23 protein-coding genes and 1 pseudogene are annotated in these 22,977 nt (G+C 60.2%); 11 read left to right on the top strand and 13 right to left on the bottom strand.

Translation table 11 applies throughout. The features are described 5' to 3' along the window. Positions 1–1,795, bottom strand: a 1,795-nt coding sequence (locus tag AB4M76_RS19625) for a strawberry notch-like NTP hydrolase domain-containing protein (RefSeq protein WP_368443837.1), incomplete at its 3' end; no start/stop codon positions are given. 404 nt (positions 1,796–2,199) lie between these two features. Here AB4M76_RS19625 and AB4M76_RS19620 point away from each other — a divergent pair. Further along, positions 2,200–2,715, top strand: coding sequence for a hypothetical protein (locus AB4M76_RS19620; RefSeq protein WP_244153708.1), 516 nt, complete (start codon positions 2,200–2,202; stop codon positions 2,713–2,715). Here the strand turns inward: AB4M76_RS19620 and AB4M76_RS19615 are convergent. The 7 genes from AB4M76_RS19615 to AB4M76_RS19585 form a co-directional block, all read right to left on the bottom strand. Continuing rightward, positions 2,712–3,368, bottom strand: coding sequence for a hypothetical protein (locus tag AB4M76_RS19615; RefSeq protein ID WP_093743735.1), 657 nt, complete (start codon positions 3,366–3,368; stop codon positions 2,712–2,714). The two genes, AB4M76_RS19620 and AB4M76_RS19615, sit on opposite strands and share 4 nt — an antisense overlap. Positions 3,369–3,471: 103 nt before the next feature. Continuing rightward, the gene (locus tag AB4M76_RS19610) at positions 3,472–4,065 is read right to left on the bottom strand and encodes a regulator (RefSeq protein ID WP_093743736.1); all 594 of its coding nucleotides are present in this window, start codon (positions 4,063–4,065) and stop codon (positions 3,472–3,474) included. A 76-nt stretch (positions 4,066–4,141) separates the two neighbouring features. After that, positions 4,142–6,124 carry a ParB/RepB/Spo0J family partition protein gene (locus AB4M76_RS19605; protein WP_093743737.1) on the bottom strand — a complete coding sequence of 661 codons (1,983 nt, stop codon included), beginning with the start codon at positions 6,122–6,124 and terminating at the stop codon, positions 4,142–4,144. 158 nt (positions 6,125–6,282) lie between these two features. Next, the gene (locus AB4M76_RS19600; RefSeq protein ID WP_093743738.1) at positions 6,283–6,672 is read right to left on the bottom strand and encodes a DUF3768 domain-containing protein; all 390 of its coding nucleotides are present in this window, start codon (positions 6,670–6,672) and stop codon (positions 6,283–6,285) included. An 87-nt stretch (positions 6,673–6,759) separates the two neighbouring features. Further along, positions 6,760–6,969 carry a DUF6330 family protein gene (locus AB4M76_RS19595; protein WP_093743739.1) on the bottom strand — a complete coding sequence of 70 codons (210 nt, stop codon included), beginning with the start codon at positions 6,967–6,969 and terminating at the stop codon, positions 6,760–6,762. Between the two features lie 23 nt (positions 6,970–6,992). Continuing rightward, positions 6,993–7,934, bottom strand: coding sequence for an ArdC family protein (locus tag AB4M76_RS19590; protein ID WP_276153435.1), 942 nt, complete (start codon positions 7,932–7,934; stop codon positions 6,993–6,995). Positions 7,935–7,973: 39 nt separating this feature from the next. Then, the gene (locus AB4M76_RS19585) at positions 7,974–8,459 is read right to left on the bottom strand and encodes a hypothetical protein (RefSeq protein ID WP_093743741.1); all 486 of its coding nucleotides are present in this window, start codon (positions 8,457–8,459) and stop codon (positions 7,974–7,976) included. A 264-nt stretch (positions 8,460–8,723) separates the two neighbouring features. Here AB4M76_RS19585 and AB4M76_RS19580 point away from each other — a divergent pair. Continuing rightward, a pseudogene (locus AB4M76_RS19580) lies at positions 8,724–9,926 on the top strand (Fic family protein). Between the two features lie 212 nt (positions 9,927–10,138). Here the strand turns inward: AB4M76_RS19580 and repC are convergent. From repC to AB4M76_RS19560, 4 genes are all read right to left on the bottom strand, one after another. Then, positions 10,139–11,194: a plasmid replication protein RepC gene (repC, locus tag AB4M76_RS19575; RefSeq protein ID WP_093743742.1), complete on the bottom strand. Its 1,056-nt coding sequence runs from the start codon at positions 11,192–11,194 to the stop codon at positions 10,139–10,141. Positions 11,195–11,432: 238 nt separating this feature from the next. Next, on the bottom strand, positions 11,433–12,401 hold the full coding sequence (gene repB, locus AB4M76_RS19570) for a plasmid partitioning protein RepB (protein WP_244153709.1): 969 nt from the start codon (positions 12,399–12,401) through the stop codon (positions 11,433–11,435). Then, positions 12,401–13,600, bottom strand: coding sequence for a plasmid partitioning protein RepA (repA, locus tag AB4M76_RS19565; RefSeq protein ID WP_093743744.1), 1,200 nt, complete (start codon positions 13,598–13,600; stop codon positions 12,401–12,403). The genes repB and repA overlap by 1 nt, the downstream gene beginning before the upstream one ends. Positions 13,601–13,941: 341 nt before the next feature. Continuing rightward, positions 13,942–14,850 (bottom strand): recombinase family protein, encoded by a 909-nt coding sequence (locus tag AB4M76_RS19560; protein WP_093743745.1) that lies wholly within the window; start codon positions 14,848–14,850, stop codon positions 13,942–13,944. Between the two features lie 226 nt (positions 14,851–15,076). On the opposite strand from AB4M76_RS19560, the gene AB4M76_RS19555 reads away from it, so the two are divergent. From AB4M76_RS19555 to AB4M76_RS19545, 3 genes are all read left to right on the top strand, one after another. Beyond that, on the top strand, positions 15,077–16,144 hold the full coding sequence (locus AB4M76_RS19555; protein ID WP_076695219.1) for a hypothetical protein: 1,068 nt from the start codon (positions 15,077–15,079) through the stop codon (positions 16,142–16,144). A 297-nt stretch (positions 16,145–16,441) separates the two neighbouring features. Beyond that, positions 16,442–17,221, top strand: coding sequence for an arsenic resistance protein (locus tag AB4M76_RS19550; RefSeq protein WP_231886354.1), 780 nt, complete (start codon positions 16,442–16,444; stop codon positions 17,219–17,221). An 81-nt stretch (positions 17,222–17,302) separates the two neighbouring features. After that, positions 17,303–17,434, top strand: coding sequence for a hypothetical protein (locus AB4M76_RS19545; protein ID WP_264753311.1), 132 nt, complete (start codon positions 17,303–17,305; stop codon positions 17,432–17,434). A gap of 69 nt (positions 17,435–17,503) precedes the next feature. Here the strand turns inward: AB4M76_RS19545 and AB4M76_RS19540 are convergent, their stop codons facing one another. After that, a complete protein-coding gene (locus AB4M76_RS19540; protein ID WP_037953553.1) occupies positions 17,504–17,905 on the bottom strand; it encodes a helix-turn-helix domain-containing protein in 402 nt (133 codons plus the stop codon). A gap of 96 nt (positions 17,906–18,001) precedes the next feature. On the opposite strand from AB4M76_RS19540, the gene AB4M76_RS19535 reads away from it, so the two are divergent. The 6 genes from AB4M76_RS19535 to AB4M76_RS19510 all read left to right on the top strand — a co-directional run bounded on the left by AB4M76_RS19535 (position 18,002) and on the right by AB4M76_RS19510 (position 22,973). After that, entirely contained in the window at positions 18,002–18,409 is a 408-nt protein-coding gene (locus AB4M76_RS19535) for a mercuric transporter MerT family protein (RefSeq protein WP_009824452.1), read from the top strand. Positions 18,410–18,421: 12 nt separating this feature from the next. Next, positions 18,422–18,727 carry a heavy-metal-associated domain-containing protein gene (locus AB4M76_RS19530; RefSeq protein ID WP_048535538.1) on the top strand — a complete coding sequence of 102 codons (306 nt, stop codon included), beginning with the start codon at positions 18,422–18,424 and terminating at the stop codon, positions 18,725–18,727. A gap of 37 nt (positions 18,728–18,764) precedes the next feature. After that, positions 18,765–19,205 carry a mercury resistance system transport protein MerF gene (gene merF / locus AB4M76_RS19525; RefSeq protein ID WP_081285561.1) on the top strand — a complete coding sequence of 147 codons (441 nt, stop codon included), beginning with the start codon at positions 18,765–18,767 and terminating at the stop codon, positions 19,203–19,205. After that, entirely contained in the window at positions 19,189–20,538 is a 1,350-nt protein-coding gene (locus AB4M76_RS19520) for an NAD(P)/FAD-dependent oxidoreductase (protein WP_050672455.1), read from the top strand. The genes merF and AB4M76_RS19520 overlap by 17 nt, the downstream gene beginning before the upstream one ends. A gap of 58 nt (positions 20,539–20,596) precedes the next feature. Next, on the top strand, positions 20,597–22,048 hold the full coding sequence (gene merA / locus AB4M76_RS19515; RefSeq protein WP_050672454.1) for a mercury(II) reductase: 1,452 nt from the start codon (positions 20,597–20,599) through the stop codon (positions 22,046–22,048). A gap of 322 nt (positions 22,049–22,370) precedes the next feature. Next, positions 22,371–22,973, top strand: a complete 603-nt coding sequence (locus AB4M76_RS19510; RefSeq protein ID WP_231886352.1) for a hypothetical protein — start codon at positions 22,371–22,373, stop codon at positions 22,971–22,973. Positions 22,974–22,977: the final 4 nt, after the last annotated feature.

Genomic DNA, 22,977 nt, shown 5'->3' with positions numbered 1-22,977 from the left:
ACCCTGCCGCGTTCTGCATGGCATGGGCCTCATCGAAGGCAAGAACGCCGTCAAAGTCTTCACCCATCCAGGCGAGGATCTGGCTCAGTCTCGTGGTGCCGCATTTGCCCGCGGACCGCAGCGTGGCGTAGGTGACAAAGAGGATACCGTCGCCCATCGGGATCGGCTGGTCCGGTTTCCATTTGGAGAGCGGCTGGATGTCGGCTGGCGAGCCGCCGAGATCGGTCCAGTCGCGGATCGCGTCCTCGATGAGCGTGGCGGATTTGGAGACCCAGATCGCCTTTCTGCGTCCAGCCAGCCAGTTCACAAGGATGAGCCCCGCGCATTCGCGCCCCTTGCCGCAACCGGTGCCATCTCCGAGGAAATAGCCGAGGCGATAGGCCCGTGCATTAGGGTCATCATCGGCGCGCGTCAGCTTGGTCTGGTCGTCATCGATGGTAAACCGACCGGGCAGATCGCGCCCATGGGCATCATGCGCCATGATGATGGTTTCCAGCTGCGCCTCGGAGAGATGTCCCTCCCCGATCAACCGTGCGGGCAGCCGCAAGTCATCACTGCCCATGTTTGAGGGCATGGGCGGGGCAACCGAGGCCATGGCGATGCTTTCAACGAGCGGCGTGGGATGTTCCTGCGCACCCGCAATCTCGATCCGCTGCGGCCGGTAGCGCGCATAGATGTCCGAGATCGGCGTGTTGTCGCGCGGGGTCTCAAAGCTTGTGAAGCTGAGCGGACGGACGGCATTGGCCCGGGGTTTGGAGGCGGCAACAGGCGAAGCGGCGGTCTTGCGCGGGGCAGATGATGGAACGGTCGGTCGAGCATGAGGGATCGCTTCAACCCGTTGGGCCGGGCGCATCTCGGTCCGTGTTGCGGCCACGGCATCGACATATGCCAAGGCTTCATCCAGATCCCGCACAGGGACGCGGATCATTTCGCCGTCCTCCTGCACCTTGTCAAAGACCATCAGCTGGGTTTCGACAGAGGTGCCGAGCTTGCGGTAGACCTGCCCCGGCATCGTAAGCGCCGAGCGCGGCGTCAGGAGACCGCAGGCGCGGGACCAATGCGCGGCATCGAGTTCGGGCGTGAATCCCGGCGGCATGATCGCCACCAGCCGCCCACCGGGCGCAAGACGCTTTGCAGCCCCGATAAGTTGCTTGGCGGCGATGTGCTTGTCCCGGGAGCGATCGATCGAGGAGGCGAAGGGCGGGTTCATCACCACGACGTCGGGTAGAACCGGCGTCTGCAGCAGATCATCGATATGCTCGCCGTCATAGCCTGTGACCTCGCCGCCAAAGAGCGCGCGCAGGAGGCGCTGGCGAAAGGGGTCGATCTCGTTGAGCACAAGCGTGGCACCGGCCCGGGCGGCGAAAGCGGCCAGGGCACCGGTGCCAGCCGAAGGCTCCAGCACGGTCTCGCCCTTTCGGATCGCTGCGGCCCGCACCACCAGCGCCGCGAATGGCAGCGGCGTGGAAAACTGCTGCAGCCGGATCTGCTGCTCTGACCGGCGCGTTTCCGTCAGCAGCCGCGAGGCAAGCAGCTTTGCAGCGGCGATGTCACCTGCTGCACCGTCCCCACGCAGCACAACCTGGATGGCTGCGGCCTGCATCAGGTCATAGGCCATGCGCCAGTCCCAGGCACCGCCAGCATCGCTGCCATGAAACCTCTCGCGCATGATGCGCGCGAGCGCTGAACTGCGCAGGGGTTGGTGGTCGACCTCCGCGCCGATCTGCGCGAGGGCAGAGGCGAAGTTAGCGTTGGATTCAAAAGGATTGGGGAGCGTTGAGCGGGGCTTGGACATGGGGTTTCCTTTGGATCAGGGTCTGAGTTCCAAAGGACAAAAAGCCCACTTTCGCTTTTCGGGGTGATGAGCTCAGACCAAGAGGCATCCAATCGCCGACCGGCCAATCAAACGGTTTTTCGGAGTTAGATTAGAAAACTGAAAAACCCGCCGCAATGCGACGGGCTTTTGCTTTCTTTGTGCAATGAGGGGAGGCATAGTGCCCGCAGTCTCAAAGCTCACGCCCTATATGGCACCGAAAGTCTTTACTGTCAATGTATCCACCGTTCACGGCTGATGAAGAACACCACCTTCCGAACGTCCTATCCGCACCTAGGTTTGCGACCTATCTGCGCGAAACCGGCAATGATAGGACGCGAGCTCTCCACCTATACCACTGGAATCTTCAAGTATCAGCCGCGTTCATGGTTCCACTCCATGTTTTGGAAGTTGCGCTGCGAAACGCTATCGTGGAAGCAATCGAAGCTGTCCATGGAGGAACATGGCCTTGGACACAAGGCTTCATCCGTTCGTTACCGAACCCGCGCGGTCCGGCATACAGCCCCAAACGAGACCTCGAAGGTTGCGCAGCACAGCAACCCACTGCCGGAAAGGTCGTTGCCGAACTGAAGTTCGTGTTTTGGGAGAAGATGCTGACAAACAGGCACCAAGGCAGACTGTGGGACGATCATTTCTACGCAGTGTTTCCGGACGCGCCTCGTGGTGTCGCTGCCAGCCAGCGCCGATCAGAATTAAGGTCTGACATTGAAGCCGTGAGGAGGCTCCGCAACAGAATCGCACACCATGAGCCTGTTTTTCCGCGCGCCCTTCAGGATGATTTTGATCGGATCATCCGCTGCATAAGATGGCGCAACGAAACGACTGGCAACTGGGTGCTGGAAATCGAGACGGTACGCGCACTACTCGCAGTGCGCCCCTAAGGGTCCTGCCCCGCCAGAAACTCCGCCAGCACAGGACTGGCCTCGCCCTTTGCGGAGCTGAGCAGCTCCGAGCCCGCGAGCGTCGCTTTCGACAGGCGCACGAGCCCGCCGGTTTCCTCGATGCGGTAGCAGCGGCGTTTCTGCCGACCCCGCCTGTAGTGTGTCGCGGTGACGATTAGGCATGTACTGCCATCGGTGAGCGTCACGGGCGCGGCGAGCCTGATCTTGTCGCCTTCTTCGTAGTCCGGGATCGAAGCCCAATCCCGGCAGCGCTGGCGCCAGTCCTGGGCGTAGCTGTCCGAGTCTTTCAGATCGGAGAGAAGCTCGATCAGCCCAAGCGGAGCACGAGATTCGTTCGGGCCAGCACTTTCCTCCATGTCCTTGTAGCCCCAGCAGCCGTCATCGTATCGGGTGAGGAAGACAGCCCCGAACGTGATGGAGCCATCCGCATCGGTCATATAGGTCGCGTCTTCGACAGGGGTGCCGTCGAGATTGGTGACCCTTGCCGCCGCATACCAGGTTGAGCCGACCTTGCAGGCCTTGACCAGTTCGGTTTTTTGCGTGTCGCCATGAGAGGTGCAGAGCCGGGCAATCTCCGCTTTCTCATCCGCGTAGGTCTGGACGCGGCCGTCGGTGTAGAAGAGCCATCCCATCTCAGAGTCCTTTCTCTCGTTGGGGAAAATTGTTGTCGCCAATGTCCCGAGAGGGCCGCAGGCCCGGCAGCGTATTGGCGATGCGTGTTTGAGAAAGGGCGCGTTACGCCGCCCTCCGGTCATCGATTTCCATCAGCGCATCGAGCGGCACGCGGTAGGGCTGCATGGCGTCGAAATCCTCGCAATTGCCGCAGTTCTGCACGATCGCGAAGGTGTCGCAGGCATCCTTGAGGATGACCCGGAAGGTGCCGCCGAGGCCCGAGGGCACCTCGTAGGTTCCGCCGATGAGATAATCCGAGGCCCGGCGCACGAAGACGCGGATACTGTGGCCATCGGTGGCAAGCCGGATCGCGCCCCGCCCCCGGTCGATGAGCACCTGCACGTCATCTAGGATGTCGGTGTAGAACTGGCCGGTCAGATCGCGAAACGTCATGCGGCGCTGCGCCATCCAGTCGGTGTCCCGAAACGGGTTCATGCCGTCGGCGAAGGCAAAGGAGGGATCGGCCTGTTCGGTCGTGACGATGCGGGTGGTCGTGCCATCGATGCCGTTTGAGCGCAGATGCACACCAGTGCCGACGATCAGGATCAGGGCGGGCCTGTCCACGGGTCCGTTCCAATTGGGCAGGAAGGTTTTGCAGGCGCGCGCATGGGCGATTTGCGCCGCAACAGCGGAGGCAGAGAACTTGAGAATAGCCATGGGGATGTCTTTCCGTTGGGTGTGGGAGGGTCGACCCGCGCGGGTGGTATGGCCCACGCGCGGGTCGCGTGATGGCTCAGGCCGCTTGCGCGACCTCGCTGTCAGGCTCCACGGTTTCCGCAGTGGGCTCCGCCTCATCACAGGCGACACCGGCGGTCTGCATCATCGGCGGGCACCAGGCGGCCACGGCAGCGCGCTGCGCGTCCGTGAGCGTGGCGAAGGGTTCGGCGAAGAGCTTGTCGCAGAAGGCGACGATCTCCTTCTTGCTCGACGAGGCGAGCGTTACCGCCTCTTGGGCGAGACCCAGATCTTCGCCGAGGATCTTCAGGAGCCAAGCCTTCTTGAAGCGGTTGAAGAGCGCCGCATTCGGCGTCCAGTGGGCGCGGATGTCGGGCATGATCTCGATCTCGAAATCATGCATCAGGCTGTCGCGCTGCCGATCCCGGGCAAAGCAGGACTGCGTGGTACTTGCCGTGGCATAGGCCACGAGCTTGGCCTTCTCCCCTGCATCGAGCGCGCGAAACGCCGCGAACTGATCGGTGGGCGCGCGGGCGTCATCGAGCCAGGAGAGGTCCAGCACATCATGCGCCGCCGCCACCTGCTCAAGCGAGGTCTCGTCGATCTCGTCCATCTTGGCATGGCTGCGGTATTCCTTGCGGGCATCGATCTTGATCGCCTGCGTGACACTCATGCCACTGGCCAGAACATCACTGACCAGCTTGAAGAGCGTCAGATCGAGCGTGGCCTCCGGATGCAGCGCCATCGCGGCCCCGAGCGCCATGGCCCGCTCGGTCTTGAGGTCCTCGGCCAGTGAGGCAGGATAAGTGATTTCGCCGGCGTCCGGGGCTTCTTCCCCGGTCGGGCCAGCCGAGGAGCCGCGTGCGCCCTCCTCTTTGACGGTGTCTTCCGGGCGGACGAGGCCAACATGGAGGGTCACCTGCCCGCCCGACCAGGACGCGATTACCCCAGACCGCGCGAGGTCCTCGGCGCTGTAGGCCTCCTGCAGATCGCGGGCTTCGTCTTCCAGAGCGTCCACGCGCTCGTAAAGGGCATTGTAGGCATCGTCTTCGAGCCCCTCATCCTCCATCTCGAGTTGCAGTTTCTCAAGTTCAGCGGTGATCTCATCCACGCGCTTTTGCGCAGCCTCATCAGGCTCGATCGGGCCGGGATAAACGCGGCCGTAGTCGGCCATGGTCGCGTAATCATAGCGGACCATCGCATCGGCCCAGGCAAAGCCCAGCTTTATGCGGGCCTCTTCGGCGGCGGCACCGAGCTTCTCGAGCAGGATGGTTTCCACCAGCGCCGCATCCTCCAGCACGGAATGCTCTTCCAGAAGGTCAGCTGCAACGGCCCCGCCGCGGGCCTCGTAGTCCGCGCGCACGAAAGCCCCGATATCGTCGCTGACCTGCACACCGCGGGATTTGAGCGCCTGACGGACGGTGTAGGCCTGCAGATAACCGCCGTCTTTCGTGAGCGCCTCGAAGACCTCGCGCTGCGCCTCTTGGCTCGGGTGCTCGGCGAAGGCCTTCATCGTGTCGAGCGTGATCACCTTGCTCCGGGCCGCGGCGCGGATGTCGGGGTGGATCAGGCCGTAGCGCAACCGACCTTTGACGGCGGCGACGGTGGTGCCGAAGGTCCTGGCGATGGTCTCAGGCGTCTGGCCGTCGGCCTCCATCATCCGGGCGAAAGCCTCGAACTCGTCGATTGCGTTCATCGGTGCCTGGGTAATGTTCTCGGCGAGCGACAGCGCCGTGGTGATGTCGCAGTCGTCAGGGACAAGGCGACAGTCGACCTTGGTTTTCGCCGTGAACCCCTTCGCGGCCTTGTCTGCGACCAGCTCCTTCAGCGCGGCATGGCGTCGGCCACCGGCCAGCACGGCGTATTTGCCGTCAAGCTTTTGGACCAGGAGCGGCTGGAGCAGGCCCAGAACGGCGATGCTGGCTTTCAGATGCGCGATGTTCTCGGGGTCATAGGTTTCCGGAGAGTTGCTGCGCACATTGGCACGATGCGGGACCAGATCGCCGATGGCGACGGTGAGAGGGGCAAAGCTTGTGGTCATGTGATATCCTTCCAGGTGGGTGAGGTGTGGCCCGCGCACTCACGCGCGTGACCAATCCCCGGCTTCAGGGATCACCACGACAAAAGGCCCACTCTCCCTTTGAGGGGCCAGTGGGCCTTCATTGCTTGACGTGTAAGGTTTGAGGGGTGTCCCCTCGCCTACCAGTCCCGCGCAAGCATGATGGTCAGCACGCGCATGGTCGTGGCAGGATTGTCCAGGGTCTCGGCCCCGTAGCGGAAATCCGAGTCTGCTGCATAGAGATCGATTTGCCAGAACACGGTCTCGCCCCGGATCTCGACCACTCCGAAATCGTGCCATCCCTCGGGATCATTCTCAGGCTCGAATGTTGCAAATTCACCAGTGGACTTCACCGCCTCGGCCATGAAGCCGTCGCTGGCCTCCATAAGCGAGCGGGTGACATGCATCCGGCCCTGGATGGGCTGGGCGGGCGGCACTCCAAGGCACGCGAGCTTGCGAAACGCGTCGTTCTGCGCCGCGATCACCGTCGGATCCGAACGGTCTGGCTGGGATTGAACGGTCATGGACATGGGGCTCTCCTTTGAGAATTTGAAACACCCTTCCCAAAGCCTGCTTTTTCTTTTCTGCCTGGCGGAAGGACCGAAGCAGAAGGTGCCCTACCCGAACAGCCCCTTGGGTCTGTAATTCGGGTTGGGGATGGTTTCGATCCAGCCGCCCTGTTCCTTGATGCTCTCAAGTGCTGCCGAGAGCGGATACGCGCCCTCTGACGGGCTCCACCAATAGGCTTCGCGTTTGAGGACGATGATCTTGCGGCGGCCGTCTTCGAAGCAGGCCACCCGCAGCGTCTTGGGTTCCTTGCGTGACATGCGAGTCTCCGTTCTCCTTGTGGTCAGGCGGCCTCGGCGCTGCGCCCTGCCCTGCCCGCCTCCGATCCGGCGATCAGGTAGTCGCAAGCGCGCTGCGCGTCCGCGGCGTGCCGGAAGATCGCACCCTTGTCCGACCGAAGGACCCGTAACCAGTTGTGAAGGTAGGCGGCATTCATCTCGAGCGTATGCGCCGTGAAGCCGAGCGTCTGACCCAGGAACACCGAGGTCAATTCCGCGACGATCTCCTCGCGCGCATAGGACGTGTTGCCAAACTTCGAGAACCCGAAATCGCGATTCAGTCGATGGGGGGCTTTCGTGGCATGGGCCAGTTCATGGGCCCAGACCCCGTAGAAATTGCGCGGGTCCTGAAACCGCGTGATCGACGGCATGTAGACCTTGTCCACGGGCGGCAAATAGTACGCCTCCGTCCCCGTGAGGACGGTCGTGATGTCGATGGCATCGAAAAACGCCTGCATGTGCGGGATGGGCTCGGACGGCGGATGCTCGGGCGCTGGCTCTGGGTCGGGGAAGAAGCTGTCGGGCAAGCCCTCGATCTGGCAGGCATTGAACACGCGGTAGGATTTCTGGAAGCGGAAGATGCGGGCTTCATCGGAGTGATCATCCCCGTCGCTGCGGTCATGCTCATCTGCGCCCGCGTCTTTCCGGCTTTGACCGTAATAAACGATGACAGAGGACTTCTCGCCCTTGCGGACCTTTGCATCCAAGGCATTGGCTTGCGGCAGCGTCATCCAGAAGGGAGAGCTGTGGCCCGCCATCACGGTCCGCATTGTCAGCAGGAAGTTGTTCACTCCCTGGTAGGGTTCACCACCCACGCGCAGGGGACGAGAACTGCCACCTGCGGTCCAGGGCTTGCGCCACGGCAGGACGCCGCGCTCGATGATGCGGATGATTTCGTTCGTGATGACCTCGGAGGCATCGAATTTGGGCGTGCGGGATCGGGCCATGGCGGGCGTCCTTTCGTGTGGTGGTGAGAAGATTGAGGATCAGATTGACCGACAGGGCCGCGGATCGTTGGCGATCCTGGCACCGAGGGCTTCGACCATGTCGATGTAGGTGGTCAGCGAGACAGACTGGCCGGCACCTGAATGGTCAGGGACGACAGATCTGTCCCGCGCCACCCGCGGCAAGTTCGCGAATGCGATGACATCGGTGACGGGTCGGATATCGATGAACGGGGTCCCTCGTGCGACCGCAAGAGCGGCCAAGGGAAAGCGCTCGATCGGCGCGAAGGTTGAAACGGTGGTCCAACCGAGATGGAGGAACGTCCCACGCTCTCCGCAGATCACATGCGCGTTTGGCAAAGTCGCCGCCTGTCTGAGATGGCCGAGATCACGCAGGAGGGTCTCGCTTTCGAGCCGCTTCGCCAGCCCCAGCTGACCGGTTCGGCGAAGCTCGCGATGCCGCCACCACGAGGCAGCGGTCGCGCGCAACACGCGCAAGACACCTGTTTGCATGGGAATGCCCTTCATCAGGAACGGCAGACCGGAAACCGGCCCGGACCCATCTGAGGGACCCCAAAGGCCCTCATCCGTCAGTCACAAAACCTGAAGAACACTTTCTCTTTTCCCAGGCCCTTTGGGCACGCAACAAAACTGAAAGCCCGGCACATCTGCCGAAGCTATTGATTTTACACAGCAATTTTAGATCGGAAACGCATATCGGCAAAACCTTGCTTGCAAATACGAAATCGGTATATTTTTCAATTACTTTGCAAACATAGAAGATTGGCAAAAATGCTAGAAACACCCGCCAGAAGCGAACCCTGCTTCTTCGAGCAGCATATTCCTACAGAATTGGCAGACCTTTCGGTCGACATCCAGAGGGAAGCCACCGGGCTGGGACAAGGGCTGCATCCTGACAGCGCAGCTGAGCTTGCCGATCTCGTCCGCGTGATGAACTGCTAATACTCCAACCTGATCGAAGGACACAACACGCGCCCCCGCGACATCGAAAGGGCGCTGGCTGGCGCCGAGCTTGAGGAAGAAACCCGCCCTCTCGCCCTTGAGGCCCGGGCCCACGTCATCGTTCAACGGGCCATCGACGAGATGCATCGCATAGGCACCCTGCCCCGCCCCACATCTGTCGAATTCCTGACTTGGGTCCATAAGAGCTTCTACGACGAGATGCCTGACGAGTTTCGGGTCATCGAACATCCAGACGGCACACAAGAACCCATCGTTCCGGGACGCATGCGCCAGGATGACGATCGGGAAGTTGCGGTCGGGCGCCACCTACCTCCTTCTTCGTCGCGCGTCGCGGCATTCATGGACCATTTCGACAAACGATTTCAGATTGCGGCGCGGTCTTCGAGCGGACGGATCATTGCGATCGCCTCTGCACATCACCGTCTCAACTACATCCACCCTTTCCCGGATGGTAACGGCCGTGTCAGCAGACTGATGTCTCATGCCATGGCCCTCACAGCGGGGATTGGTGGCCAGGGGCTCTGGTCCGTATCGCGTGGGCTGGCCCGCGGGCTAACCGATCAGGGCGAGTACAAACGGATGATGGATCTGGCCGACAGCCCACGCCGCGGGGACCGCGATGGACGTGGGAATTTGTCAGAAGCGGCGCTGAAGACGTTCAGTGAATGGTTCTTAAGGGTGACACTCGACCAGATCACCTTCTCAGCAAAATTGTTCGATCTTGGCGGGTTGGATCAACGGTATCGTCGTCTTGTTGCAGATACCATCGATGACAAGCGCGCACCGGAACTGATTTCGGCGGTTCTTCGGCATGGTGCGCTGGAACGTGGCGAGGCGCAGATTGTGCTCAAGACGTCGGAGCGTACGGCTCGCAACACGCTGAGCAAACTGACTGCCGCTGGATACCTGACTTCCTCCTCGCCGAAGACGCCCGTTCGGTTGGCGTTTCCGTTGGATTATCGAGAGCGGCTCTTTCCAAACCTTTTTGGTGATGGTGACCTCCCACAATAACTCAAGGGATTTAGGGTGTAATGCCTGACCGCAGATTTCTTCCATGGCCGGCGAGATTTCCATCAGGGCTCGCTCGTGTGTCACTTGTCCACCGCGGTGGACACCTGTTGGTCTGAGATAAACGGAATAACCACCACGCGCCGCTAGGTGCGTTTGGACAGTCGTGGGTGCCATAATCACTGCTTCCCGTTCGAAGTCCACCGCGGTGGACATTAGACGGTTTGCTCATTGGTTTCAGACAGTCGCTGAATCAAAGCTAATGGATCAAATTGGTTTTGCCTTTGACCCAGGGTGATACTGTGGAAGTACGCTCCAAAATCCCTGATACGTTTTCCGAGCTGTAGCATGATGAAGATCGCGCATGACGTTTTCTGAGCTCCTACAGCATTCTTGGCTTTCTCGAAAGTTTCTGGGTGAATGCCCATCATGGGTGCAAGTGTTCGAGCATGGTTTTCAATGTCCAACCAGTTTCTAAGTCTCTCTGTGGAGAACGATGTCGCCTGATCGCAGACTGAGGTCAGTAAGTCTGGTTTCAGGGCCTCATCGCCTATGTTGCTATCTAAATCTTTTTTTTCTTCTTTAGACTTAGATTGATGCCGGACAGTTTGTCCGTCATTGGCGGGCAATTCCATAGTTTCAGGTGGGTCATCCGGGGTAGACAAACTCTGGCATTCCGCATCTGTATTGGCGAGCAGAGCGTGGTATTCGGGGAGGCTCAGCTTCCTGCGTAGAGCTTTCCGTGCGTTGTTGATGAATGCGTTGCTGGGATCATGCTCTTCCAAATGGGCGAGCTTTGTAAGGATCTGTTTGCGAATAAATATCCGATCCCGCCGGTTATTCTCTATCTCTTGCGCGATGGCGATAAGCTCGCTCGCACGTTGGAGCAGGGGGGTGAGAGACAATCCATAACTGATGCACTCCCCGCCGGATGAGCGGACGCGGTAGCGCTTTCGGTTCGAGCTGTCATTGCGCTTGATGAATCCGAGTTCAACGAAGCGGTTGATGTGCCTGCGGAGTGTCCGTTCGTCGATGCCGCCAACGCGCTGGCAAATGGTGTAGTTGGACGCAAAAACCGTTTCGCCGTGGCCAGGTTTCAAAAAGCTGAGCATTGCTTGAAGGGTCTGGATGTGGCCAGGGCGAAGCCCGAACACGCTGCGCGCGTCTCTCAGGGCCCGAAAGATGGTCCAGATATCGATTTCAGATGCGGGAATTGAGCCGCATGATGCATCTGCACCAGCAGCCTCGATTGATAGTTTTGTAAATGCCATGATTTGATCACGATGACCGTTTGGCCCACAGCTTCCCTGTCTCCTCCCAAGATTTTATCTGGGAAAAGGCAATAAAAATCGGTTCACCGAATCGGTGACTCTTGACCGGTTTGCTGGAGGTTGCTACATCATGAGTGCAAATCGAATGATGAGGGCTCTCCAAGGGAAACTTTGGGGGGCTCTTTTCTTTCTGGTCTTCGCTTTTCTCCTTTGCTCGGGTTCCTCTATGTGGCCTGGGTTAGGACCCAGAGCCGCTCTCATTCCGCCACTCATCGAAGAGTTGCAAAAGCGTAGCTTCCGCACGCTCCTCGAGCCACTGGCCGAATTCCGGGTTGTCCTTTTTGGCGATCTTGATGGCGATCGCTTTCTGATCGACTGTCAGCGTTCCGACAGTGTCGCCGCTCTCATTCTTGACGACGGACGTCACGCCGCGACTGGTCGGTTTCTTGTCTGCACGCGCCTTGTGCGAGCAAGCAGAATAGACCGCCTGAAATCTCTCGGGGCTTGGAGTGTCGTCGGGCAGGGCGGCGATCACCTCTTTGGCCGAATTCACCAAGTCTACCTTTCCCGATAGGGCCGCTAAATCACCCCACTGCCGTCTTCCGATGCCATGTGCCGGCCCGATAAGCTGAACAAGCCCATCAGGCAGTTGATCGATAACGACCCGGTGGTTGGACACGCCTTGCCGGGTTAATCCCAAAGCATCCTGAATGACGCCGGGTTTATATCCAACTTCCTGCATCTCTTTGATAAAAAAAGATTTTTCTATGAAAGACGGATCAAGTCGAAGGTTGTTCTCTTGACCCTGCGCGATAAGCGAGGCGTCGTCGTCCAATGTGCGAACGATTGCCTTGACCGTTCCTCCGATCTTGCGGATCGCCGCCAGTCTACGGCGACCGTAGATGATGCGGTATCTGTCGGGTTGGCCCGATGGGCGGACCATGATCGGCACTTGTTGGCCATGCTTGCGAATGCTCTTGGCAAGCTCGTCGATACTCGTATCTTCCAGCACCAACCGATCGCGAAGGCCATCCATGTCAATCTGATCGGGTTCGATGTCCCGGATCGAATTGGCCGTGATTTCGCGCAAGGAGTCCCGCAATCCGCCAACAGAGCCGGGCAGCTTTGCAGCTTTTTGCAGGGTAGGGGAGGGAGCCGCGCTCTCTTTTTCGTCCTTCGGAGATTGGTTGAAAATGTTTCTGGCCATCAGCGACGCCCCCATGCCATTTGGATCGTCTGCTCCAGTTCATCGGCAACGCCGTTCACGCTGGTTAGAGCGCGATCAATCGTTTTCCTGATGAACTGGCCGGGATCAACTTCGTAGACGGTTTGCTGGGTCATTCCGGCGTCAGAGATTGCGGTAGACTTCAGCATGGGTTCAGTCATGACCTGGCCGGCGAGAATTGATCTCAGGTAGCCAGCCATTTGGGTCTGTGGCCCGTCTGACGGCTCATACCTTGTGATCAGGAATTTGACGAAATCCCATGTCACACGCCGTCCGATCGCTTCTTCCACGGCCTTTACCGTTTCTGACGCAAGTTTCAGGAATTGGCTCATGGAAGCGATGTCGAGCATGCCTGGCACGACGGTTACCAGGAGCCCCGTAGAGGCCGCCAATGCCGTGAGAGTGAGAAAGCCGAGTTGAGGAGGGCAGTCGATCAATACGATGTCGTAATCTGCCTCTACCTCCTCGAGCGCCAAGGCGAGGCGCTCCGCAAAAATGGGCTGCATCCGACGGGCGAGCGCGTTTGCTGTCTCGGTTTCGTACTCCGAGAGCATCAAGCCCGCCGGAACCATGTCGAGCTTGTGAAAGTAGGTCTTTTGGATCACGTCAGAGAGCGGAACCTGATCCTCATATTTCAGAGCATCATAGATTGTTCCGCCCTCGGCGAACTCGAGCTCAGGCCGAAAGCCGAAAAATGTGGTCAAACTTGCTTGCGGATCGAGATCCAGGACCAAAACACGGTAGCCGCGCAAGGCATAACGCTGTGCAAGATGTATCGTCGCTGTTGTTTTCGACGAACCACCTTTGAAATTGACGACCGATAGCACCTGAAGTCGGTCGCCATCGCGTCGACCTGGCCGATACGATTCGGCGTTCTTTCCTGTGCGCTCCAAGATGTTGCGCACTTCGTCCACTTCTTGGGCTGTGTAGAACCGGTGCCCGCGGTTATCAGTATGCACTTCCGGGAAGCTACCGTCCTTGTGCCGGTTGCGCAGGTTAGACGTGCTTACGCGCAGGAGACCGGCAACTTCGGTCGAGCTGAAACGCCGCAAGGCTTTACGCTCTTCGGGTTCGAAGGCGATCTTCATCTGCCGATCCAAGGACTCGGCCAGATTGTCGGCAAACGTGCCGATGTCAGAAGAGCCTATGCCTTGCGCATATCCAACGTTTCGATCATCCATATCCTGCCGCCCGCTCTTGGCCTCTGTTAAGGCTCTTGATCATTTTGACGACGCACAACGTGTCTGACGCAATTTGCCGTCAGAATGGGAATGCCACGATCCAGCGAGTCCGGCAAGAAGAATCTAGATGTAGTGCAAAAGTTATCCACAGCACCTATAGGTGTTGCCGCGTAAAAAAATCAGCAAGTCATTGATATAGATATATTAAATGCAGATCTAACCGAATCGAGTCGCTACTCTGTTGAGTTGGCACAATAGCAGCTAACCCCAAGCAACTAATGGCACTTTCTGCCTCCTGCGGAGTTTTCTCCCAGTGAAATTTTTTGGATTCGGGTCAGAAGCTACACCTGATCTTGGCTCGATTCGTACGGCATGAGGCCAAGTCGTTCCGCCCGCTCCAACAGCATTTTCACCGAAGACGGCTGCCAGCTTGTCCGCCCGCGTGGCGTGCGCTCGCGCATCGCTTTCAGGCGGGTGCAGATCGCCTGAAGCGTGATGTCGGGATCCGCGCCCTTGATGGCAGCGACGATGGCGGGCAAGCGATCGTCCGTTTCGCGGCGCCCGGCGCGGGCCAGTACCTCGGCAGGCAGGAAGCCGTCGCGGACATAGGCCTTCACAGCGCGTAGCAGGCGGCTTTGGGTCCAGCGACGCGCCTCAGGCAAGGGGCCGTTGATGATGCGCAACACATCCTCCCAAGCCAAGTCGGGGCGCAACCGGCGCACATGAGGCACCCAGTCTTGAGCCGTCTCGTTCAGCCGCTCCATATAGCCGTCCTGTCGCGCGAGCCGCACCTTGCGAAGAGCGGCAGGGTCTTTGGCCCGCAGTCCGGGGTTTCCGCCCACGCGGCCCTTTGAGCGCGCGCTGGCGAGGCCGGCCTTGGTGCGTTCCCGGATGAGGGCGCGCTCGAACTCGGCCGCAGCGCCCAAGACCTGCAGCGTGAACTTGCCCTGCGGGGATCCAGTGTCGATCGGGTCCAGGATCGAGCGAAAGAACGCGCCCTTGGCCTCAAGCCGCTCGATCACCTCCAGCAGATGCGACAGGGATCGCGCGAGGCGATCAATCCGCACGACGACCAGCGTGTCGCCCTTTGATACGCGTTCCAGCACCCGCGCCAGTACCGGCCGTGCACGATTGCCGCCAGACGCCTGTTCTTCATGGATCTCGGCGCAGCCCGCAGATTTCAGAGCCTGCGACTGGGGCAGGGGGGTCTGATCCTCGGTGGATACGCGGGCATAACCGATCAGGGGCATCAAAACAGTCCTTTTGCAGTTTAATGCATCGCTACTAAACGACCGTTTGTAAGCGAATGCAAGTGCCGGCTCTGTGGGGCTGTTCAGTCCAAAGCCCTTGGTTCCCTTACGCTGAGCGCGATCAGCGAGCTCTCGCAGACCATTGCGCGCACGTGCTATATAAAGTGTGCAGGCGCACCCTGACAAAACCCTTGGGTAAAATGCAAAAATGCCATATTTTGCACATATGGAGCCTCAAGCATGTATAAAGTATAATATTTTTGATGATCCTCTTGAGGATGCGGAGGAGCTTGAAGAGACTTCTGAGGACGACCTGTGGTTCCTGCCCGGTCCGATGGAAGAGGAGCCGCATTATCTGCCGCCCGGACCTAGGGCCGAAGTGCGTGAGACCGCTGTTCTTGACGATTGGCGACGTGCCGAGGCGGGCCATGCTGCCCGCCTTGCCCGTGTGGCCGGCCGGATCGGGGCGCTAGACGACCGTCTGAAGCGTGGCCCGGAAGGCTGGCGGCACAGGCTTGCGTTGATCGAGGCGGCAGACCTCAGCTGGTTTGCAGGCGACCGAATTGGCCCGGATCGGCTGGCGCTCTGGATATCCATGCGCTTGTCCGGCGTGCAGGACGACACCGCAGCGCTTGCGCGTGTCGGATGGGCGGTGCGGCGTCTTACAGGCGGTCCCGGCCCAGACGTGGACCTGTCCGCCTTCCTCGATCGCCGTGACCCCGAGAACATGGTGGATGAAGCCGAGCCCTTCGCGGATCGCGCGGGCGGGTGGCTTGACCTGATGGCGCAAGCCGCCGACCTGCACCCGATCACGCGTGCCTGCATGGGGTTTCACCTCTGGAGCCTCGCGGGCCTCGGACAGCAGAGCAACCGAATGGAAGCGGCGGTCACGGCGTCGCGCATTGCCGCGCATGAGGGCGAGGGGGCAATATTCGCACCCCTGGCCATGGGTGGGGCGGGGGCGCTGCGCGCCGGCGGCCCCCCGGCTGAACGTTTGGCGCGCTGGCTCGAGAAAATGGAAACGGCCTGCCTGACCGCGATGCGGCACCTCGACGATATCGAGACATGGTCGGCGCTGGCGGAAGCCGAGATGACCCCACTCTCGGGCAAGACGCCGCCAGCCCTGCGCGGAGTGCTGACCGAATGGCCCCTGGTCTCTGCCCCTATGGCCGAGGCCCTGACCGGAGCCAGCCGCGCCGCTGTCCAGCGCAACCTCGCCTGGATGGAAGCGCGGGATCTGGTCCGCGAGCTAACAGGGCAAGGACGGTTCCGAATGTGGCGCGCCACAAACTGATTGTCGAAGCGATCTGTGCGCGCCGATGTTGCGTCTATCCGCAGCACGGCTGAAACGGTGAGGAGCACCGTTTTGCAGATGCTCGAGGTCAAAGAGTTCGGCTGATCGGCTGAGACAATTCGGCTATCGCCACGTCCCCAACTACCATGAAAGCATTGTCGACTGGGTCGTGACCGGTCTGCGGGTATAAACCGGACAGACCATACAACGCTCCAAGCGACGAACGAGCCGTTGTCGCAATGGCCTGTCCAGTGATGTCTTCTTGAAAATCGCCTTCGGAAAGAGCAGGGGCAGGACATGAAGCTGCAAAATCTCGAACGCCATCAAGCCTGGATCTACCTCGCTGCCATCCTTTCCGGTCTGGTCTTGGGCTCGCTCGCCCCCGGTATCTCGGGGGTGTTCGAGGCGCTGCTTTGGCCGGTGTTGGGGCTTATGCTTTTCACTACCTTCGCTCAGATGCCGCTAGCGCACCTGCCGCGCGCGACGCGCGACCGGCGTTTCATCGGCACCATGTTGATCGGCAATTTCGTCCTGGTGCCGCTGCTGGTCTGGGGGCTGATCGCGTTCCTGCCTGACGATCCTGCGCTTCGGCTCGGGGTGCTTGTCGTGCTGCTGGTGCCCTGCACCGACTGGTTCATCACATTCACCCATCTCGGTCGCGGCGATGCGGTGCGTGCCGCGTCCGCGACACCGATCCTCCTCGCGGTTCAGTTCGCCTGTCTGCCGCTCTTCCTTTGGCTTTTTCTCGGCGAGGCATTCTTTGAGCTTCTCGCCGCCGACCGCATTGCCGCCGTCTTTGCGGCGCTTGTCCTGCTGCCGCTCACAGCGGCTTTCCTGCTGGAGCGTTGGGCAGAGGCGCGCCCGGAGCGGGCCGCGATCGTAAATCGCCTCGCCTGGCTGCCGGTTCCGCTTCTGGCTGTCGTGGTGTTCCTGATCGCGGCCTCGCAAGTCGACGCGGTACGGGATGCGCTGCCGGTTTTGGCGCAGGTGGCGGGCGCCTACGTCGCCTACCTCGTCGCCGCAGCACTTCTCGGTGCGGCGACCGGGCGGGCGGCCGGATTGTCCACTAGCGGGTGACGAACGGTCATCTTCTCGCTCTGAACCCGCAACTCCTTCGTCGTACTTCCGCTGGTGCTGGTGCTTGGACCGGAGTGGAACGTGGCGGCCGTGGTCATCGTCTTCCAGTCGCTCGTCGAGCTCTTCGGCATGGTCGCCTATCTGTGGATCGTGCCGCGCTATCTGGTCCCCGAACATGCGGCGACCACGCAGGACTCCGCGGGGAACGAATGATCGCAAACAACGGCGCTGGCACCATTGTCCGCTTGGCTGACATGCATGGGCGTCCTCAACTATGGCCCTTCAGGTCACCTCCGTCAGCGCGTCGATCACAGGGCATTCAGGGACATCGTCACCGGTGCATTGCGCCACGGTGGAAGACAGCACGCGTTCGATGCGTTTGAGATCGTCGATCTTGGCGCGGACCGAGGCGAGATGCGAATTTGCCAGACCCTGCACCTCGCCGCAGGTCTGGGCACCGCCATCGACCAAGGCGAGCAGATCGCGGACTTCGTCGAGCGTGAACCCAAGCTCGCGCGCGCGCATGATGAAGCACAAGCGCGCGACATGCCGATCATCGTAGACGCGATAGTTTTTGCTGGAGCGCGGCGGCTCGGGCATAACGCCAATGTTCTCGTAGTAGCGAATGGTCTCGAGATTGCAGCCGGTCAGCCTGGCCAGATCTCCGCGCCTGAGGACCTTCACCGATCTGTGACGATTTTTCACGTTTGACCCTCTTGAGCCTGTACCTGCTACAGACCCTAGATTGAGATCATCACTGAGGCAAGGATGATTCGAACCATGACTGAAACCACATCCGCCGACCGGCAGACGGCAATGGACGAAACAGGGGCTGCCGACAAAAAGGCATGGACGACAACCTGGCTCGGCGCGCTTGGCGCGCTGGCGATGACCTCATGCTGCATCCTGCCGCTGGTGCTGGTCAGCTTCGGCGTTACCGGCGTTTTCATTGCGCAGCTGGGCGTTCTCTACCAGTACAAATGGATCACCTTCGCGCTGAGTGCCGCCTGCATCGGCTATGGATTCTACAAGGCCTACCGTCCGATCCCGACTGAGGCCTGCGCGGATGGCACCTGCGCGCGCCCCATGAACCGGAAACTCATGCGATCCATTCTTTGGATTGCCACCGCCATCGTCACCGTCGCGATGATCTTTCCCTATCTCACCCCATACCTTCTGTCCTACTGAAAGGCCGAACCCATGAAGTCACTCCATCTTGCCCTTGCGGTCGTTGGCACTCTCGCAGCTTCCCCCGCCAGCGCCGCCGAACAGCGCATCAATATCGGGGTAGGCGAACTGACATGCCCGACCTGCTCCTACACGGTGGCGGCGGCCATGCGGGGCGTTCCCTCGGTCGAGATCATCGACTTCATGGAAGGAGAGGAATTCGGCACCGGCACCTACATCGTCGCCTTTGATGACGAGGCCGCCGATCAGGACATGATCGTCGAAGCAATCCGCGCCACCGGCTATTCGGCGGACATCGTCGAGTCCGGCGATTTCTGATCGCATTCACCGACCCGCACTCGGAGCTGGAGACAGCATGACAGACATGAACAATAACAATGAACCCACGACCCTTTTGCGGCGCGGCCTCATCGGCAGCGTATTTGCGGCGATCTGTTGCTTCACGCCGTTCCTGGTGCTGATCGTCGCCGGGGTCGGACTTTCTGCCGTTGTTGGTTGGCTCGACTACGCGCTTTTCCCGATGCTCTTCGCCTCGCTGAGTGCGGTTGCATATGCCCTGTGGCAGCAAGCCGGCAGACCAGGGCACAGTCCGAAAGCCCTTCTCATCGGCTTGGCGGTTGTTCTTTCGGCTCTGCTGTTCTGGCTGGAGTTCCGCTTTGCTCTGCGGATCTCGGTTGCCGCCGCTTTGGCGGTGGCGGGATATGCGCTCTGGCTCAGAAAATCAGGCAGTTCAGCAGTGAGCCGGATCAAGAGAAACTGGCACAAGGAAAGGAACAGGTATGACCAAGACCTATGACCTCATCGTGATCGGCGGCGGCACCGCTGGAAATGGCGTCGCCCGGATGGCCGCGGATGCAGGCTGGAGCGTCGCCAGCATCGACAGCGAACCCCATGGCGGCACCTGCGCCCTGCGCGGCTGCGACCCCAAGAAAATGCTGGTCGCGGTCACCGAGGGTGTCGAATGGGCCGAAAACATGGAAGGCAAGGGGCTGGAGGCGCAACCTTCGGTCAACTGGCCCGACATGATCGCCTTCAAGCGCAGCTTCACCGAAGCTATGCCACCGCGCATCGAAGCCGGGTTGGAAAAAGCGGGGATCGACGTCTTGCATGGGCTGGCACGGTTCACCGGCCCCAATACGATCGAGTTGAACGGCGAGACCCTGACCGCGAAGCATTTTCATATCGCCACCGGCGCGCGGCCGATGACGCTGAACATCCCAGGCGAAGAGCATCTGACCACCAGCACCGAATTCCTGGAACTGCCTGAGCGACCGAACCGCATCGCCTTTGTCGGCGGCGGCTTCATCGCCATGGAATTCGCCCATATTGTCAAGCGGGCGGGCGCGCGCGAAGTGACAGTGCTGGAGATGATGGACCGCCCCTTGGGTCCTTTCGATCCCGACTTGGTCGCAATGCTGGTTGAGGCAACCGAAGAGCTCGGCGTCGATCTCCGCACCAAGGCGAAGGTGGCGAAGATCGAAAAGCAGGGCGACGAATTCACCGTCACGGTGGAAACTCCCGACGGCACCGAAACGATCACTTGCGATCTGGTGGTGCATGGCACGGGCCGGGTGCCCAATATCGATCGCCTTAACCTTGAGGCCGCCGGCGTCGAATACTCACGCCGTGGCATCAAGGTGAGCGACGCGATGCGCACCACCAATCCGGCGATCTTCGCCGCGGGCGACTGCGCTGCCAGTGGGCCCAAGCTGACCCCGGTGTCCGCCTTCGAAGGGCGTGTGGCAGGCAAGAACCTGCTGGCTGGAGAAGACGAGCGTACCGTGGATTATCCGCCGATCCCGTCGGTAGTCTTCACCCTCCCGATGGTGGCCACCGTGGGCTTGTCGGAAGCGGTGGCTAGGGAACAGGGGCTGAAGTTCGACACCCATTTCGAAAAGACAGGGGACTGGTATTCGTCGCTGCGCGTCGGCGCGAAACATACCGGATTCAAGGTTCTTGTCGAAGAGGGCAGCGGACAGATCCTCGGCGCGCATCTGATCGGGCCGGGCTCCGAGGAGCAGATCAATCTTTTCGCCATGGCCATGGGTGCCGGGCAGACCGCCAACCAGATCAAGGCCATGATTTTCGCCTATCCGAGCTATGCCTCCGACATCGGTTCGATGGTGTGATTCAAAATTATTGATCGGGGCCGTGTCGCGATACCGATCGCAAGCTAAGGAAGAACCAATGGACCAAACTGTAACGAAAGACGATTGCTGCACTGCCAGTGAAACCCGCGATGACAACTACGATCTCATTGTCGTTGGTGCCGGCTCGGCCGGGTTTTCTGCCTCGATCACGGCAGCCGATGCCGGAAAGCGCGTGGCGCTTATCGGGCACGGCACCACCGGCGGCACCTGTGTGAATGTCGGCTGCGTGCCGTCCAAGGCGATGATCCGCGCCGCAGAGGCGGTGCATGGCGGCGCGTCGGCCGCCCGGTTCCCGGGCGTCGAGCCCTGTGATCATGCGGTGGATTGGGGTGCCGTAGTGCAAGGCACCACCGATCTGGTCGAGGAGATGCGGCACAAGAAATATATAGACCTGCTGCCCGCCTATAAAAGCGTTACCTATATCGAGGATGGCCCGGCGCGATTGGTCGAGGGTGGCGTCGCTGTTGGAGGACGGGTGATATCCGCCCCGCGCGTCCTGATCGCCACCGGCTCGCGCCCCCACCTGCCAGCGATCGAGGGGATCGACACAGTGGAGCCCCTCGATTCCACCGATCTATTGACTTTGCCTGACCGGCCCGAAAGCATCTTGGTGCTGGGCGGCGGCTATATCGGCTGCGAGCTGGCGCAAATGGCTTCAAGGCTGGGGGTGAAGGTCACGCTAGTGACCCGCTCGCGCCTCCTGCCGGGCGCCGAACCGGAGGTGGCCCAGGCGCTGACGCAAGCGCTGAAGGCCGAAGACATCGCGGTCGAGACCGGTCTTGCTTACGTCTCGGTCGCGAAAGCTGCGGGCGGCGTCAATCTGATTGTCGAACGGGGTGGCAAGACCGAGGATCTGACCGCCGAACGGCTGGTTGTGACCACCGGCCGGATCGCCAATTCCGAGAACCTTGGATTGGAAGAGCTTGGCATCGAGACCGACGCACGCGGCTCTATCAAGGTCGGTCAGGACATGGCGACCACGCGTGCCGGCGTCTGGGCCGCGGGCGATGTCACTGACCGTGACCAGTTCGTCTACATGGCGGCCTATGGTGCCAAGGTGGCGATCAACAATGCCCTTGGATTGGAGCAGATGCGCTATGACAACGCGGCGATGCCGTGGGTCGTGTTTACCGACCCGCAAGTGGCCGGCGTCGGCCTTTCGGAGGTTGAGGCCAAGGCGGCGGGGCACAAGGTCAAAACCAGTGTGATCACGCTCGACAACGTGCCCCGCGCCGTCGCTGCACGCGATACCCGCGGCGTGATTAAGCTGGTGGCCGACGCGAAGACCGACCGCCTGCTGGGCGGTCAGATCGCAGCACCGGAGGGGTCGGACACGATTCAGACACTGGCAATGGCGCTGATATTCGGCATGACCGCACGGGCGCTCGGAGAGACGATCTTTCCTTATTTGACCACGGTCGAAGGGCTGAAACTCGCCGCACAAACCTTCGACAAGGATGTAGCCAAACTCAGCTGCTGCGCGGGGTGAAAAGACGAGAAATTCCGGCGACACCGACTCATAAGCAGCGCTCATTGTGAACCAGCGCGTACAAAGCCACAAAGTGCTTGTGGCGGTCAGCATTCTCTCGGCATGGAGGCTGACGGCGGTAACGGATAATCACATATTAGAGCCAGCAGTGCACATCCCACGTTCTGTCATTAGGTTGGTTATTGTGGCGGGGTTCATAAACAGACCGATCTCATCAAGATGGAAAGTGATCGGGAGTTGCCGAGAACGTCGCTGGGTCAACAATTGGTCATTACATTAGCCCTGTCTATTTGATCGCCCGCAATACAAAGAAAGAATCGCCATGAATACAGTTGATACTGATTCTCGCACAACAGGTTCACTACCCGCATTCAACGCCCGAACTTTAGGGTTAATGTTCGTCGCAGGTTTCTTTGCGACCGTCGCGTTCGATCTGTTGGGTCAGATCATCAGCCCGGGCTTGGGCTTTTCGCGGTTGTCACCGCACGGGCTAGCGAGGAGCTTACTCGGCAGCCTTGGTCTGCCGAACGGTGATTTCGCAGGATATTTCGTACATTTTTATCTTGTTGGCCTGATTGGCTATCCCGTCGGTTGGTTGTTCGTCTTTAGACCAATTTGGCACCGTATCGCGGGGCAGACGAACTGGTTTTTGCCCTCAGCGATTTATGGGTTCGGCCTGTGGGTGTTCGCCATCGGGGGCACTACTTCTGTCGCAGATCTTCCCTTCTTTCTGAATTTCACCGGCATTGCCTGGGTAGCGCTGGTGGGTCATATGCTCGGGACCGGGATCATGAAAAAGCGTGGCACGCTACAATTTCCGGGCCAGAGACCAGTCACTATGGATGAGAAATCACCGTCATTTGCCGGTAGCCCTATTGCAGGAAATGCAATTCTTGTTGACGGTGATCGTTGGACCCACTCCTGATGTG

The organism is Sulfitobacter sp. PS-8MA, assembly GCF_040933935.1.
GTDB lineage: Bacteria > Pseudomonadota > Alphaproteobacteria > Rhodobacterales > Rhodobacteraceae > Sulfitobacter.
The sequence above is the reverse complement of the archived record's forward strand: the minus strand, read 5'-3'. Positions and strand labels throughout refer to the sequence as shown.